The organism is Streptomyces sp. NPDC054847 (assembly GCF_053610925.1).
This window is the reverse complement of the sequence record NZ_JBSGZJ010000138.1, coordinates 1-15,620: the sequence shown is the minus strand read 5'-3', so window position 1 is coordinate 15,620 and position 15,620 is coordinate 1. Positions and strand designations below refer to the sequence as shown.

Sequence of the window (15,620 nt, the reverse complement as noted above, 5' to 3'; positions counted from 1 at the left end):
GCACGTCGCCGACGGCCATGCGGGGCGCGGTCCTTGTGGTGCGCCCGTCCCACGGGGTGGCGGCGTGCCAGCTGTTCGGCAGGCTGTTGAACAGCCTGCCGCTGATGACGAGACCGGAGGCCACCGACAGCGGCGGCGGGAAGAGCCCTGGGTGGCCGGTGCCGAGCGGCAGGACCCGCAGCGGGGCGCCGTCGGCGTCCTCGACGTGCAGCGTGTCGGTCGCCGCGTCGTGCACCAGACGCAGGGTGAACCAGTCCTCCGGCGTGAGACCGCCGGGGAGGATCGGCGTGTGCGCGTTGACGTTCAGCCGGTGCAGGCCGAGGTCCTCCGTGACGCGTGCTCCGTCGAAGCCGTAGGCGCGCCGCAGGTGTTCCTCGAGGAGCGGCAGCGCCCGGCCGCCCTGGCGGCGGTCGGCCTCCAGGAAGCGGGCGTAGAGCATCCCGTGGCCGGGCAGGCCGTCGTTGAGGATCAGGTGCTGTCCGGCCTGCTGGAGGAGCACGCCGTAGATCAGCGGATCCTGGCGGAAGCGGTCGGGCAGTGCGGCGGTGAGGCCCTCGACGTCGCCGGGCGTCAGGACGAGGGTGTCCTCCCCCGCCTCCGCGGCCCGGGACAGTCGGGTGTGGACGGCCTCCGTCAGCTCGCGGCGCAGCAGGTACATCCGCTCCAGCGAGCCGTCGGCGGGGCCGATGCCGGCGAGCGCCGACGGGTCGCCGGTGCCCTTCGGTCCGTACACGGCGTCCATGGCGGCGGCGCGGCGTGAGACCTCGCCGACGACGAAGGCGGCGTTGGCCGCCAGGGGCACGTTCGCTCCGGCGCCGAACCGTTCGACGAACGCGGCGGTCATCAGGACCCGTACGTCGTGCAGCCAGTCGAAGACGGTGAGCAGTTCGACGGCGGGGCCGAGATCGGCGAGGGGCTGCCGCCACTTGTCCGTGGCCACCTTGAGCGGTGGCATGACGTAGTCCTCCTCGACCGTGATCTGGGCGGGCCGGCGGGCGAGGTGGCTGAGCCTGCCGAGATCTCCGCGCAGGGCGGCGAGGACGGCGCCGCGTTCGGCGGCGGGCGCGGCCGCAAGTTCCGGCAGGCCGGACCTGATGCTGTCGGTGAGCCCGGTGGCCCGGGGGTCGCTGGGGCTGAGGAGGTCGTCGTAGTCGGCGGCCCCGTCCTCCGCCTCGTGGAACGAGCACAGCAGGCCCTGCCCGAGGGCGTGCCGCACCCGGCGCTCCGCGTCCTCCTCTGCGCAGCCCGCGCGTTCCGCGACGTGCCTGACGACGGAGGGGTACGGGCGCGGTCCCATGGAGACCGCGTCGAGCAGGTCGCCGGCGGGGCCGTCGAGGGGCACGGCGAGCCGGCGCATACCGGCGTCGGTGAGCTTCAGGAAGAAGAGTTTGCCGGCCTCCGGGTCGGGCGCGGAGGTCGGCGGCAGGCCCACCCAGAGGTCCGCGAGCGCCGCGTCGTCGGGAGCGGGCAGGCCGCCGAGCACGTAGCCCAGCATGACCCGGTCGAGGCCCGGGAACGCGGTCGCGCCGGTGAACGGCACGTCGTCCGGGTCCACCCCGTCGGGGTCGGGCTCCGCGATGCCGACGGCGGTGAACCGGGAGAGCGGGCTGGTGCGGACCATGGCGCGGGTGACGTACTGGATCAGTCCGCGCTCGGACTTGCGGGTGCGGGCGGAGACCTTGCCGGGGCCGAGGACGGCGGCGCGGTAGCGCTCGGCCTCCTGGTGCACCTCCGGCGCGACGAGCGCCAGCGAGCGCAGCAGGTCGTCGTCGCCCAAAAGGGCGGCGAGGCGCTCGCGTTCGCGGTCGGCCGCCGCCGCGTAGCCGCGGGTGATCTCGTCACGCAGCCGCTCCCGGCGCTCACGCGCCTCGAGCCACCGGTCGACGGCGGGGGTGGGGACGGGCGTCTTCTTGGGGGCGCGGTCGTTGTGGACGGTGCGCCGCAGGGCGATGAGTTCGCGGCGTTCCGCGTCGTCGGCCGCGTCGCCGATGCGGTGGTAGAGCTCGTCGGAGCATGCGTCGGCCGCTGTGCGCAACGCACTCTCCGCGTCGGCGAGTTCGGCGAGCAGTCCGCGCTGCCCGGGGTCGGCCAGCCGGGTCCGGCGCAGCGGGTTGACCCGCAGGAACCAGAGCGGCTCCGATTCGGGCGTCGCGGCGGCGGACGCGGGGGCGGGAACGGGGACGGGGACGACGGCGGGGGCGGCGAGGTGGCCGGCGGTGGCCCGCCTGGCGTGGGCGGCTGATTCGGTCGTGGGCGCGGTCATCGTGGGGCTCCCGTGAGGTCGGCTGTGGTGGCGGCGCCCGCACCGGGCCGCCGGGCGTCCAGTCGCTCCTGCCAGGTCGTGCCGAGGACGTCGTCGACCGTCTCCGCCACGGCGAAGCACATGTAGTAGCGCTGCATGGGCGAGACGGTCAGCAGCGGCAGCTGCTCGTAGAAGAGGTTCGTCAGGAGACGGAAGGCGGCGAACCACGGCGAGGGGTCGGCGACCGCTCCCGACGCGTCGACGGCCCGGTGGAAGTCGCTGTCCGGCTGCTTCCCTCGCGGTACGACGCGGGTCGCTCCGGGCGGGCCCATCTCCGTCCGGTCGACACCCTCGGTGACGCCGTCGAGCAGTCCGAGCGTGAGGGTGCCCGCGGCCACGGCGCTCTCGAGCGCGCCGGAGCTGTACGCGAAGGCGGTGCGCCACTCGGCCGCTGCGGGCGAGACCTCGCCGCTCAGCCGCTGTTCGACGACGGCCCGCAGCCGCGGCGCGTCCTTGGCGAGGCGCTGTACGAACAGGGGTCTGACGTCCTTGGTCGGCGCGGCCCAGGCGAGGAAGGCCTCGACGTGGGAGCGCGGCGAGAACACTCCGTAGGCGGGGCCGAGGTAGTGGGTGTCGGCCAGTGCGGCGAACGCCTCGGCGAGGCGGACGGTGGCGGTGCCGGGCTCGTCCGCGATGCCGTCGATCATCCGCAGCAGCGGCTTGTTCAGCGCGCCGAGGACGACGGTGCGGAAGCGGTCGAGCCGGGGTTCGCGGGAGGCCGTGTCGCCCGGGGCGACGGCTTCGACGGCGCCGTGCTCGCGCAGCGGAAGGTACGGCGGCTGCACCGCCTCGAGGCGGCCGAACTCCCGCGCCTGCTCGAGATAGGCCTCCTCGGTCAGGGCCCGCGGCGGGTCCAGCGGTCCGGCGTCCAGCCGGCGTGCGACGTCGGCCCAGTCGGGGCCGCCGCCCGGCAGGCCCGGCGCCGACAGGGCGAGGACGTCGACGTGGGGTCCGTGCAGCCAGCCGCGGCGCAGCTGGACACCGGCCGCTCCCTGCTCGCCCAGTGCGCGGGCGACCGGCACGACGTGCCGGGACAGCCACGCCGGTGTGACCGGCATCCGTGTGTGGAGCCGCACCCCCGTCAGGCCGGCGGAATCCGGCCTCACGGCAATGCGCTCCGGCGCATCAACCCCCATTTTTTCGCACCTTCCGGGAAATCGAGAAATGACTCGAGAACGTCGAATCCAAATGTCGGCCCTGAATGCCTTGCGACAATCATGTGGGACGGAAAAGCGGCGAGGAAGGCAATGCGGGGCGGCCGCTTACATACGTCACCGCTTTCATGACACCCGCGCCGCCGGCGTGACGGTCCGCCCGTGGCCGAAACCCGTCAGGCGGGCGCGGAGATCGCTGTACCCTCCGGCCATGACTACGGACACGGAGTGCCTGACACTCACGCAGAATCTGCGCCGCCGCGGGGCCATAGTTCTCGCGGTCTTTGCCCTGGTGTGGGCTTTTGCGGCGGGTTCCGGCATCGCCGCGATGCCTGTTTCCGTCACTGTCGGGGCGGTGGGCGCCGTATTGACCGCCGTGGCCGTGTTCCTGGCGTTCCGCGGGGCGGCGGGGCCGGCCAGCCGCACGGTGCGGCTGCCGGAGAAGTGGAACCGCGGGGTGGGCCTGGTGAACGCCCTCGAGGTGGTGGCCATTTTCGCGGTGATCGCCTTGTCGAACGCAACGGGCCACGCCGAGCTGATCCCGCCGGGGATCTGCCTCGTGGTGGGCCTGCACTTCTTTCCGCTCGCGCGCCTCTTCGACCAGTGGCAGTACAGGTGGACGGCGGCTCTGCTGACGGTCGTCGCGGTCGCCGGCGTCGTGGTCGCCGTGGCCGGCTCGACCGACGAGACCGTGCGCGTCGTGGTCGGGGCGGGCGCCGCGGTGGTGCTGTGGCTGTCCTCGTTCCATGTGGCGGTACGCGGCTGAGATCCGGCCTCGGCGCCGCCGTCGACGCACAAAAGGATGTACCCATCCAGCTCCCGGCTGGATGGGCGCATCCTTTGGAACGTCCGATCAGGTACCTCGGATCAGCAGGCGGAGCAGGTCGAGGACGAGGACGACGAGGTGCCGATCGAGCCGCTGGACGCGCCCATCTCGGGGAGGGCCACACCCTGCGCGACCTCGAGGGTCTCCAGCTCGTCGACGTCGAAGCTCTCGAAGGCCTTCGCCGCGTCGTCGCCGTTGTTCTTGATGTCGTCGATGCTCATTGTCTGGATCCTTTCGGGATTCGGTTGAGGGGTACTCAGCAGGCGGAGCAGGTGGAGGACGAGGAGGACGAGGTGCCGATCGAGCCGCTGGAGGCGCCCATCTCGGGGAGGGCCACGCCCTGCGCGACCTCGAGGGTCTCGAGCTCGTCGACGTCGAAGCTCTCGAAGGCCTTGTCCGCGTCGTCGTTCTTGATGTCGTTGATGCTCATTTTGAATTCCTTTCCGAATTCTTCTGTGCAACCCGTCCGGCTGCACAACCAATAATGCTCAGCCGGCCACACGGAAGCCAGAGTTTCCGTGCCCGCGCTGACATTTATCACCGCGCGAATAACTGCGGTCATGGCGGAACGGGAGCCACCGGAATACGAAAATGCCGCTTCTCCTCGCCCGGAAGGGGCGGGAAAAGCGGCACTTTCGCAGGTCACGGCCGGCTCATGTGTCCGTCTGCAGCGACCATTGGGGATCGTTGAGCATGTGCCAGCCTTCCTCCGGTTCGCCGGCCACGGTGTCGTCCGGGCTGCGGCTGCCGAGCAGGAAGTCGCCCACGGACGACTCGCGCAGGTAGTCGAGGCCGAGCACCCGGGCGGACATGTCGGCGTCGCCGTTGCCCAGCCCGCACGGGGCGAGACCCATCGCCGTCGCCACCAGGTACATCGTCTGGTAGAGCACACCGGTGTGCCGGAGGGTCGTGGCGTAGGCGATGGCCCGGTACTTCCACGACATGCGCTGGAAGCGTGCCGTCATGGTGATCAGTACGTCCGGCCGGGCCTCCATGCCGGTGGCCCTCGACGCGACATGGAACAGCGACTCGCGGTCGGCGGCCCCGTCGTTGACGAGGACGAGGCGGTGGGCGACGGGGTCGTAGTAGTAGATGCCCGCGTCGAGCCCCTCACAGCGCCGCACGGTGACGTACAGCTCCAGCTCGTAGCCCTGGCCGCCGCTGGGGTAGGGACGGGAGACCACCTCGTCGCGGCCGCTGCCCTCCTCGGGGGTGTAGTGGGCGCGGACGCGTGCCACGCGGTAGAGGAACTCACCGAGCTGCCCGGCGGTCAGCGGGCGTTCGCCGTAGGAGCGGATGGAGCGGCGGGTCTCGATGGCGGCCGTCAGTGAGGGGTCGCGGTCCGCGATGTCCTCGCGCGCCGGCCGGCGCAGTTCCACGGTGGGACCGGCCGGCGCGGGCTTCACCGCGGGCTGCGGGCCGATCTCGTCGCGGTAGGGGTAGACGGCGCCGAACATGTCGTCGTAGCGGCCGGAGCGGACGCGGGAGTGGAACAGCAGGTCGTGGAAGTCCCACTGCCGCAGCGTCGGTTCGGTGTCGGAGGCGAAGGCGCCGTCCGCGTCCGCCTGTTCGGCGAAGCCGGCGCCCACGAGGTGGCGGAGCACGTCCGTCGTCTCGTCATCGGAGAGGCCGCCCGTCTTCGCCAGGCTCCCGGCCGTGACCGGCTCGCCGAGCGCGGCCGCGATCTCCCGGGCGGCCGGGTCGGCCAGGACGGCGCGGAACTTCACGAGGGGCGACTCGAGCACCAGGGCGCCGTCCCGTGAGCGCAGGAACGCGAACCGCGAGAGCCGTACCGGCCGTCCGGCGTCCACCTCCCCCGCCCGGTACTCGGCGTCCCGGGCGGTCGGTTCGAGTCTGACCAGTTCGCGGCGCCCGCCGGGTCCCCCGCGGGTGAGGACGCTGCGGGCGACGAGGTGGCCGACGCGGTCGAGGAACCGCTCCACCTGGACGCGTTCCGCCGGCGGCAGTCCTTCGACCAGTTCGTGCACGGGGGTCGGCCCCTGGCTGAGCCGCCGCAGCACACGGAGGATGCCGCCGCGCACCGGCCGCAGGGTGAAGGCGGTGACGGGGCTCGTCAGGGTCGCCGACTCGCCGTCGAAGGCGACGTGGACGTCATGGCGGAACACGGGCGCGGCCCGGGGCGGCGACGGCGCCTCCCCGGCCTTCTGAGGTGAATTCGTCTGCATGATGGTCTCCGCTTCGCGTGATGAGGACAGACGTCGGTCATCACTCTCGGGCCCGGACCACGCGGAACCGCAGGCCGCGCGCAATTCCCGTGACATGGGCCGGTGTCCGGCATGACACCCGTCATCGCTTCCGCCGTGAAAGCAGCCCGGTACCGCACGGAATACGCGCGGTGCGGCGGGAATTCCGGCGTTCCGTTCCGGTGACCGAGGTCATGGAACGGGTGACACATGCCAGCGGGCGCAGCCGTTCGCTCGGAGTTCGACGGTTCCAGACGCATGCTCGGAACACGAATTCACTTCACATCACGGCTACTTCAGTAAGGAATCACCTCGTGCTCACTCGTCGTCATGCAATACGGCTCGGGCTCACCGCGGGCGCCTTCGGCGCCGTCGGCGCGGCGGGCGGGCTCTTCCAGACCCTGGCCGCAGGGGGACCGGCGAACGCCGCGCCGGCGGGCACCGGGGCATCGGCCGGGCCGGCGGTCACGCCGTTCACGGTGCCGCTGCCCGTGCCGAAGGTGCTGCGCCCCTATCGCAGGACGAGGTCCGCCGACCACTACGCGGTGGCCATGAGCCGGACCTCGCTCGAGATCCTTCCCGGGCAGCGCACCGAGGTCCTCACCTACAACGGGTCCTTCCCCGGGCCCACCATCCGGGCGCGTTCCGGGCGCACCGCCGTCGTCAGGCAGATCAACCTGCTCGACATGCCCACCTCGGTGCACCTGCACGGCGGGAACAATCCCGTGGAGAGCGACGGCGGCATGATGGACACGATCGCGCCGGGCCGTTCCAAGACGTACGTGTACGCCAACAGGCAGCCGGGCGCGACGCTGTGGACCCATGACCACGCCCATCACATGGAGTCGGAGCACGTCTACCGCGGCCTGTCGGGCCTGTACCTGCTCGGGGACGAGGAGGAGGACGCGCTCGGCCTTCCGTCGGGGCGCTACGAGGTGCCGCTGGTCCTGCGGGACGCGCACTTCGACGCGTCGGGCGCGATGGTGTACACGATGGACGACGCGGAGAACCGGACCACGATCCTCGTCAACGGCCGGCCGTGGCCGTACATGAAGGTCGAGGGACGCAAGTACCGCTTCCGGATGCTCAACTCGTCCAACCTGCGCATCTTCATCCTGGCGCTGTCCGACGGCAGCCAGGTGACGCAGATCGGCGCCGACGGCGGACTGCTCCCGGCGCCCGCGCCCACTCCCGTCCTGGTCCTCTCCCCCGGTGAGCGGGCCGACTTCGTCATCGACTTCTCCAAGTACGCGCCGGGCACGCAGCTGGAGCTCGCCAACATGCTGGGGCCCGGTCCCGCCGATCTCGTCGGCCGGATCATGCGCTTCGACGTGGGCGAGAAGACGCCCGACGACAGCCGGGTCCCGGACGTGCTGACGACCCTGCCGGCGCTGCCGAAGCCCACGGTGGAGAGGACCTTCGAGCTCCAGATGGACGAGCCGGGCAGCGGCGGCCACCAGGCGTACATCAACGGGAGGACCTTCGACGCGAACCGCATCGACACCGAGATCAAGTGGGGCACCACGGAAGTCTGGACCGTTACCAACGCCGGCGTCACCGTGCCGCACAACTTCCATACGCACCTGGTCCAGTTCCGCATTCTCGAAAGGGACGGGCAGCCGGTCTATCCGGCGGAGGCGGGACTGAAGGACACGGTGCTCCTTTTCCCGGGGCAGACCGTCAAGCTGCAGATGACCTTCGACACCCACCGGGGCGTCTATCCGTACCACTGCCACATGATCGACCACAGCGCCATGGGAATGATGGCGCAGATGAAGATCGTGTGACTTCTCCCCAGCCGATCCGCTTGCTTCTTCAGGCATTTCCGACGGGAAAGAAAGGAGGAACATGATTACCACCCGATCCGTGTCCTACGTCCGTCGAATTCTCGACGCACTAGGCAAGGACCCCGCCCGGGCGGTCGTCCACCGGCGCGACGGAGGCGTCGCGGCGGGCGAACTGACCGACTCGATCCTCGGCACGACGACCCTGCTGTACGACCACGGCGTCGGAGCGGGCGACACCGTCGCCGTCCTGACCGGACCGAACCATCCGCTGATGCTCAGCGCCCGGTACGCCGTCCACCTCCTGGGCGCGACCTCCGTCTACGTACGGTCGATGAACCCGAGGACGGACACCGAGACGTTCTCGATCAGCACACAGACCGAGCTGCTGCGCGACCTCGGCGTGCCGCTCCTGCTGGTGGACGAGGAGAGCGCCGAGCGGGGGCGCTGGCTGTCCAACCGCCTGCCGGGGCTGACCGTACTGCCGATCCCGCGGGGCGCACCCGCGCACGCCGTGCCGCTCGGCCGGCTACGGGAGGGCCGGCCGGACGCCCTGGCGGTCGTCGACTTCACCAGTGGCAGTTCCGGCCGCCCCAAGATGGTGGCGCAGCGCTTCGGCACCCGTGACGAGCTCGTCAGCCGCCTCGCACATGGCCTCGATCCCCGGGGACCCGCGACGCTGCTGTCGGTCACGCCCATCAGCCATACGACGGCGCCGATGGCCGACGCCGTCCTGCTCAGCGGCGGGACGGTGGTGCTGCACGACGGGTTCGACGCCGACGACGTGCTGCGCGCCTTCGCCGAGCAGCGGGTCACGGACGTCTATCTCGCCGTGCCGCACCTGTACCGGCTGCTCGACCATCCGGACGTGGCGACGACCGACCTGTCGTCGCTGCGCCGCATCACCTACAGCGGCACACCGGCGGCGCCGGCCCGTGTGGCGCGGGCGGTGGAGCTCTTCGGCGACGTGCTGATCCAGGTGTACGGCACCACGGAGGCCGGCGGCATCAGCAGCCTCAACCCGCTGGACCACCGCGAACCGGAGCTCCTCGGCTCCGTCGGCCGTCCCTTCCCCTGGGTGCGCGTGGAGATACGCGCTCCGGGCGGGGGCCCGGTGGTCGAGCGCGGTGTCACGGGCGAGATCTGGGTGAACTCGCCCACGATCACGGCCGGTTACCTCGACGACGAGGAGCTCACCGGCACGGCGCTCAAGGACGGCTGGCTGCTGACCGGCGACCTCGGGCACTGGGACCGGTACGGCTACCTCCGTCTCGACGGCCGCGTCGGGGACGTCATCAAGCACGGCGGACTCAAGCTGGATCCGGCCGCCATCGAGCGAGCGCTGCTGAAGCATCCACAGGTACGCCAGGCCACGGTCTTCGGCGTACGCGACCGGGACTACGTGGAGCAGGTGCACGCCGCCGTCGAACTGCACTCCGGCGCCTCACGGACCTCGAGCGATCTGCAGGGGTACGTCGCCGCGACGCTCACGCCGGAGCACGCGCCGGTCCGGGTGTCCGTGTGGCCCCGGCTCCCGCTCACGCCCTCGGGAAAACCCGACCGCACCTACCTGCGCTCGGTCACGGCACCACCGGACGAGACCCGTCCGCCCGCCGTCCCGGGTCCGGCGCCCCGCCCGGCGCACGACATCCGGACGCCCGTGCACGCCCACCGGCGCGGCGCGGTGCCCGGCACGAGCCCCCCGCGCGAAGCCACCGCGCGGGCCGATCCCGTCCGCGCAGGCGGCGCGGGGTCCTTGCAAGATCACGCAATCCCGCGAAGCAGAAAGGGCGTCACATGACCTCATACGGCCACTTCGCCCGGTCGCTGCGGCTGCGGCGGCTCTACCGCCACAGCACGGCCGGCCTGATGATCACCCCTCTCGACCATTCGATCAGTGACGGTCCCGTGGTGCCCAAGGGCACGACGCTCGACCACCTCGCCGGCCGGCTCGCGGCCGGCGGTTCGGACGCCGTCGTCGTGCACAAGGGCAGTGTGCGGCACATCTCTCCGGAGCGGTTCGCCGCCATGTCGCTGATCATCCATCTGAACGCGAGCACCAGCCGGGCCCTCGACCCGAACGCCAAGTACGTGGTGGCCGGGGTCGAGGAGGCGCTCCGCCTCGGCGCGGACGCGGTGAGCGTCCACGTCAACCTCGGCTCCGACGACGAGCGCGAGCAGATCGGCGACCTGGGCAGGATCGCCGACGCCTGCGACCGCTGGAACCTGCCGCTGCTCGCCATGGTGTACCCGCGCGGGCCGCGGATCACCGATCCCCGGGACCCGGAGATGGTCGCGCATGCCGTGACGATCGCCGCCGACCTGGGGGCCGACCTGGTCAAGACCGTGTTCCTGGGGTCGACCGCGGAGATGCTCGACCTCACCGCGGCCTGCCCCGTACCGGTCCTCGTCGCCGGTGGGCCCGCCCTCGACAAGGAGGAGGACGTGCTCGCGTACGTCCGCGACGCGCTGGCCGGCGGCGCGGGCGGGGTCGCGATGGGCCGCAACATCTTCCAGGCCGCCGACCCGCGGCGGCTGGCGGCGAAGGTGGCCCGGCTGGTCCACCACTTCCCCGAACAGCATTTCGGTGCGGGCCCGTTCGCCGGCGGCGACGCACGGCTCGACGGTGAACGCCTCACTCCGCACCACCTGGACGACACGCACCTCGACAACCCGCACTTCGACAATCCACGCCTCGACGACACACGTCTCGACGTTTCGACAGGAGGTCCGCATCATGACGGACGCCAAACTGTGCTGGCTTGACATCCGCGACGCCGGCTCCGCCACCGCCGCCATCCTTGAGGAGGCGGTCCACCAGCGCATCGACGGCATCGTCGCCGCCGATCCCGCCGCCTTCACCGGACTGCCGCCGACGGTCCGCAAGATCCTTCTCTACCCGGACGGGAACGTGCCCGACGACATCGGCGGCGCCGACCTGGTGATCGTGCCCGGCGGCAAGGACCTGCGCGCCCCGCTCGCCGAGGCGCACCCGGACGTGGAGTTCGGCCGCTACGTCGAGATCGTCGACGCCGACACCCTCGAGGACGCCTGCCTGGCCGCCCGCCTGGAGGCATGGAGCATCCTCGACTTCCGCGACCCGACGAAGATCCCGCTGGAGATCGTGATAGCGGCCGCCACCGGCTCGCCGGGGTCGATCGTCACGACCGCGGCCAACCGGGAGGAGGCCGAGATCGTCTACGGCGTCCTCGAACTGGGCTCGGACGGCGTGCTGATGCCGGGCCGCACCGTCGGCGACGCGACCGCGCTGCGTACGGCCGCGACCTCCCGCACCGGGGAGATCCCGCTGGTCGAACTGACCGTGACCGCGGCGACCCACATCGGCATGGGCGAGCGTGCCTGTGTCGACACGACCACCCACTTCCGCAAGGACGAGGGCATTCTGGTGGGCTCGCACTCCAAGGGCATGGTGCTGTGCGTCAGCGAGACCCACCCGCTGCCGTACATGCCCACACGGCCCTTCCGGGTCAACGCGGGCGCCCTGCACTCCTACACCGTGGCGCAGAACGGACGCACCCACTACCTGAGCGAACTGCACGCCGGCAGCTCGGTCCTGGCCGTGGACGTCAAGGGCCGCACCCGGCCGGTCAGCGTCGGCCGGGTCAAGATCGAGACCCGTCCGCTGATCTCCATCGACGCGGTCGCCCCCAACGGACAGAGCGTCAACCTGATCCTCCAGGACGACTGGCACGTGCGTGTCCTGGGCCCCGGCGCGTCCGTCCTCAACAGCACGGAGCTGAAGCCGGGGGACACGATCCTCGGCCACCTGCCGACGGCCGACCGCCATGTGGGCTACCCGATCAACGAGTTCTGCCTGGAGAAGTAGCAGCAGCGTCCGCACCACATCGACGCACCGTCCGAAGACGCCCCGCCCCGGCACCTCTTGTGCCGGGGCCGGCGCGTGTCCGGCCCCGTACCGTCCCGTTCCGTACCGTCCCGCCTTCACAGCCAGCCGTGTTCGCTCGCGATGCGCGCGGCATCGAACCGGTTGCGGCCGCCGAGCTTCTTGATGGCCGCGGAGGTCAGATTGCGTACGGTGCCGGCGGCGAGATACAGCTCCCCCGCGATCTCCTTCACGCTGGCGCCGCCGGCGGTCAGCCGCAGGACGTCCATCTCCCGGACGCTGAGGGCGGTTTCCCCGGCGACGGCCGGGCGCAGCAGCGCGGGGTCCACCGTCAGACAGCCGCCCGCGACCCCCATGAGCGTGGTCACCAGCTGCGGCAGCCGCGCGTTCTTCGGCACGACCCCCAGGGCGCCGGCCGCCACGGCCCGGTCCACCACCGCGGGTGTGGCGGCGCCGACCATCAGGGCGACCCCGCACCACGGGTGGGCGGAGCGCACGTCGGTGGCGGCCCGCAGTGCCTTGCCGCCCATGGTGCTCTCCCCGAGGAGCAGCACGGTGGGCCGGTGCCGTTCGACGGCGGGCATGACGGCCTCGTAGCTGGTGGCGAGTCCGACGACATCCAGCCCGTCGGTGCCGTTGAGCGTTTCCGCGAACGCTTCCAGGACGAGCTGGTGATCGCCGGCGACGACGACGCGAATGGACATGTCCTACCCCCGTGACGATGTGATGGATGATCAGGCGGACCGTCTGCGGTCCGCGGTGCGGGTCAGGGCCGCGACCAGCCGTTCGACCGCGGAACGGGCCGGCTCGTCGTCGCTCCGGGCGGCGGACGTGGCGGCACGGGGGCCCGGGTCGACCTCGATGTGCGGTATGCCCTCGGGCAGGGCACGGGCGACGGCCGCCGACACGGCGTGGAAGGTCTCGACGAGCCGGTCGGACGCGCCGCACCGCGGGACGACGACGATCGAGGCGCTGACGGGCCCGATGTCCGCGGAGATCTGGGCGGGCAGGTCGGCAACCGCGTCGGTGTCCTCGGCGTCCACCTGGTAGGGCAGTGCCACGTGTCCGATGCCGGCGAGCTCCTTGCAGAGGAAGGCGGCGTTGGTGGCCGCGTCGTCACCGCGCCCCGGATGCCCGGCCCCGACCACGGCGACCGCCGCACCCGCGGCGCAGAGCCGTGCGGTGATGGTCCGGCCGATGCCCGTGGTGGCGTCGACGACCAGGACGACGCAGCCGGTGAGCGGCACGGGCGCGTAGGACGCTGCGAGGGACACGGCCGGCTCCTTAGGGAGTTCGCGACAGACTTGGGACGGTCCTGATTCCTGCCGCCCTGTCAAGAAGATCGATCAGCGGGTAACGTGCGGAAAGCGTGCAGAGGGTGAAAGGAACTCACTGTCGGCGGGTGTGTGCGGGTCGGCCGAAGGGCGTTCCGAGGGGCCCTGAACACGTGGATGAATAAACGTTCAACCGTGGTAAAGGGGGAAACACCACGTGGATGAAGTTTCGTCATTGGATCAAGAGACCCTCGCGGTCTACCGCGCGATCCTGTTCCACAAGGAATACGACCCGAAGCGGCTCGCGGACCTCGTGGACAGCACCTGTGAGGAAGTCGAGGCGGCACTCGACCGGCTGTCCCAACTCTCCCTCCTCGCGCCGTCCCACGTCACGCCCGGCCAGCTGCGGGCGGTGAACCCGTCGCTCGGCCTGAAGGTCCTGCTCCAGCGGGAAGAACGTGAACTGGCCTGGCGCCAGCAGCGGATCGAGCAGAACCGTGCCGCCCTCGCCGCACTCGCCGCCGAGTACACCGCCTCCGGCTGGGCCGGAAACCTCGACGGCACCGAGCTTCTCGACAACGTCGACGACATCCGGATCCGCCTCGAGGCCCTCGCCGAGTCCTGCACGCGGGAGTCTCTCGCGTTCCACCCCGACAACACCCTCACCGAGGGATCGGTCGAGGCGGGCCGGCCCCTCAACGAGCGGGCGCTCGCACGGGGTGTGCGCTTCCGCTCCATCTACCTGGACAGTGTCGCCAACGACCGCGTCACCAAGGCGCACGCCCAGTGGATGGCGGAGCGGCAGAGCGAGATACGCACCTCGCCGACCCTGCCGATGCGGCTGCTCATCGTCGACACGTCGGCCGCGATCGTCGCCGGCCTCCCCGGCCAGGCCCAGCCCTCGGCACTGCTGTTCAGCAGTCCCCCGGTGGTCCTCGCCATGCGGGCGCTGTTCGAGGCGTACTGGGAGCACGCGAGCCCCATGGACGCCCCGGTCTCCCGGGCCGGCGGACTGACACCGCAGGAGCGCAAGTTGCTCCAGCTGCTCGCCACCGGACTGACCGACGAGGCCGTGGCGAGGGCGCTGGGCATCGGCGTGCGCACCGAGCGGCGGATCGTCGCCGAACTCATGGAACGGCTCGGGGCGTCCAGCCGGTTCGAGGCCGGCGTGCAGGCCACCCGGCGGGAGTGGATCTGACGCCGGTCCCTGCGGGCCGCCGGCACGGTGCCCGCGACGGTCCTCGCGGACCTGGGGGTCCTCATCGTTGTCGTCATCGCAATCGTCATCGTCGGCTCCGGTGCGGTTACGGCCAGACGAAGTCGTCGGGCGCGCCCGGCCGCCCGGGGAGGCCCGGAAGGGTGGGCAGGGAGGGCCACACGACGTCGTCCGGCAGGTCCGGCGGCGTCGGCCAGACGAAGTCGTCCGTGGAGGCCGGCGCCGTCCGCGGCGCCTCGGCCGCCTGCGCCGGGGAGGCCAGCAGGATGCCGCCCAGGAACGCGGCGGCGACGGCGGATGCGGCGGCGGTACAACGGGTGGCACGGGACATGGAGGGTCTCCATTCGTGAGTACGGGTGCGGCGTACGTTCCGTTCCGGTGTCCTGTGGCGGCCGGTCCGTTGCTGCCGTCCGGCGCCTGACATGAGGTAATCACCGGGAGGGGCCGGCTGTCCGTATTCAGCCAGGCCAGGAAGCTGCACGGCAGGGAGTTGCCTGGCACCGCCAGGCGCGCGTGCCGGGTGGCGGGGCGCGTTCCGCGCGCTTCCCGCAGAGCTGTGACCTGCGCCTTTCGGCCGCACAGCCGTTGTGCTCGGCCCGCCGGCGGTGTGTTCGCACCGCACACCGCCGACATCGGCGCGGACACATCAACGCGCCATCGTCCGCCGGAGCCGTCGCCTCCACGGTGGCACACGGCACCTCGGGAGCCGCTCAAGAGCCGCTCGAGCCGGGGGCCCGGCGGCCGTGTCCCCGGTTCCGGGGGCGGAGGCCGGTCGCTTCCCGTCCGAGCCCGGTCGCCTCCCGCCGGTGCCGCTCGCGTCGGCCTCCCGGTGCCGCGCGCGCTCCTCCATGCCGCCCGGCACCCTCGTCTCACCGGCGAACAGGACCACGGGCAGGGCCACGTGCGGGGCGCGTGCGGGCGGGCACGTCGTCTCGGGCGGCACGCGCGGCGCTGCGGCCCGTACGGGGCACGCTCGTCTCGTGCGGCACGTGCGC

At 71.6% G+C, this 15,620-nt stretch carries 14 protein-coding genes; 6 read left to right on the top strand and 8 right to left on the bottom strand.

Annotated features, from left to right (window positions below):
• On the bottom strand, window positions 1-2,263 hold a 2,263-nt coding region (locus ACWGH4_RS16420), incomplete at its 3' end, for a lantibiotic dehydratase (RefSeq protein WP_453460933.1).
• Window positions 2,260-3,408: a hypothetical protein gene (locus tag ACWGH4_RS16415; protein ID WP_453460930.1), complete on the bottom strand. Its 1,149-nt coding sequence runs from the start codon at window positions 3,406-3,408 to the stop codon at window positions 2,260-2,262. The genes ACWGH4_RS16420 and ACWGH4_RS16415, both read right to left, overlap by 4 nt.
• Window positions 3,409-3,667: 259 nt before the next feature.
• Here ACWGH4_RS16415 and ACWGH4_RS16410 point away from each other — a divergent pair, with 259 nt between their 5' ends.
• Window positions 3,668-4,222, top strand: coding sequence for a hypothetical protein (locus tag ACWGH4_RS16410; RefSeq protein ID WP_453460927.1), 555 nt, complete (start codon window positions 3,668-3,670; stop codon window positions 4,220-4,222).
• 101 nt (window positions 4,223-4,323) lie between these two features.
• Here ACWGH4_RS16410 and ACWGH4_RS16405 read toward each other — a convergent pair whose 3' ends face one another.
• The 3 genes from ACWGH4_RS16405 to ACWGH4_RS16395 form a co-directional block, all read right to left on the bottom strand.
• A complete protein-coding gene (locus ACWGH4_RS16405) occupies window positions 4,324-4,503 on the bottom strand; it encodes a thiazolylpeptide-type bacteriocin (protein ID WP_005310732.1) in 180 nt (59 codons plus the stop codon).
• A 35-nt stretch (window positions 4,504-4,538) separates the two neighbouring features.
• Complete coding sequence (locus ACWGH4_RS16400; protein ID WP_078535228.1) at window positions 4,539-4,712, bottom strand: thiazolylpeptide-type bacteriocin; 174 nt, start codon at window positions 4,710-4,712, stop codon at window positions 4,539-4,541.
• A gap of 223 nt (window positions 4,713-4,935) precedes the next feature.
• Window positions 4,936-6,468 (bottom strand): SagB/ThcOx family dehydrogenase, encoded by a 1,533-nt coding sequence (locus ACWGH4_RS16395; RefSeq protein WP_453460922.1) that lies wholly within the window; start codon window positions 6,466-6,468, stop codon window positions 4,936-4,938.
• 332 nt (window positions 6,469-6,800) lie between these two features.
• Here ACWGH4_RS16395 and ACWGH4_RS16390 point away from each other — a divergent pair, with 332 nt between their 5' ends.
• The 4 genes from ACWGH4_RS16390 to ACWGH4_RS16375 all read left to right on the top strand — a co-directional run bounded on the left by ACWGH4_RS16390 (window position 6,801) and on the right by ACWGH4_RS16375 (window position 12,117).
• Window positions 6,801-8,273 (top strand): multicopper oxidase family protein, encoded by a 1,473-nt coding sequence (locus ACWGH4_RS16390; protein WP_441264773.1) that lies wholly within the window; start codon window positions 6,801-6,803, stop codon window positions 8,271-8,273.
• A 61-nt stretch (window positions 8,274-8,334) separates the two neighbouring features.
• Window positions 8,335-10,071: an AMP-binding protein gene (locus ACWGH4_RS16385; RefSeq protein WP_453460920.1), complete on the top strand. Its 1,737-nt coding sequence runs from the start codon at window positions 8,335-8,337 to the stop codon at window positions 10,069-10,071.
• A complete protein-coding gene (locus tag ACWGH4_RS16380; protein WP_441264771.1) occupies window positions 10,068-11,036 on the top strand; it encodes a 2-amino-3,7-dideoxy-D-threo-hept-6-ulosonate synthase in 969 nt (322 codons plus the stop codon). The genes ACWGH4_RS16385 and ACWGH4_RS16380 overlap by 4 nt, the downstream gene beginning before the upstream one ends.
• Window positions 11,008-12,117, top strand: a complete 1,110-nt coding sequence (locus ACWGH4_RS16375; protein WP_453460917.1) for a 3-dehydroquinate synthase II family protein — start codon at window positions 11,008-11,010, stop codon at window positions 12,115-12,117. The genes ACWGH4_RS16380 and ACWGH4_RS16375 overlap by 29 nt, the downstream gene beginning before the upstream one ends.
• 116 nt (window positions 12,118-12,233) lie before the next feature.
• Here ACWGH4_RS16375 and ACWGH4_RS16370 read toward each other — a convergent pair whose 3' ends face one another.
• Both ACWGH4_RS16370 and ACWGH4_RS16365 read right to left on the bottom strand, forming a co-directional pair.
• Window positions 12,234-12,839, bottom strand: coding sequence for a response regulator transcription factor (locus tag ACWGH4_RS16370; protein WP_005310744.1), 606 nt, complete (start codon window positions 12,837-12,839; stop codon window positions 12,234-12,236).
• A gap of 30 nt (window positions 12,840-12,869) precedes the next feature.
• A complete protein-coding gene (locus ACWGH4_RS16365; protein WP_453460914.1) occupies window positions 12,870-13,409 on the bottom strand; it encodes an SDR family NAD(P)-dependent oxidoreductase in 540 nt (179 codons plus the stop codon).
• 235 nt (window positions 13,410-13,644) lie between these two features.
• Here ACWGH4_RS16365 and ACWGH4_RS16360 point away from each other — a divergent pair, with 235 nt between their 5' ends.
• Window positions 13,645-14,607: a LuxR C-terminal-related transcriptional regulator gene (locus ACWGH4_RS16360; RefSeq protein WP_441264768.1), complete on the top strand. Its 963-nt coding sequence runs from the start codon at window positions 13,645-13,647 to the stop codon at window positions 14,605-14,607.
• A 106-nt stretch (window positions 14,608-14,713) separates the two neighbouring features.
• On the opposite strand, the gene ACWGH4_RS16355 is transcribed toward ACWGH4_RS16360, so the two are convergent.
• Entirely contained in the window at window positions 14,714-14,956 is a 243-nt protein-coding gene (locus ACWGH4_RS16355) for a hypothetical protein (protein WP_441264767.1), read from the bottom strand.
• Window positions 14,957-15,620 lie beyond the last annotated feature (664 nt).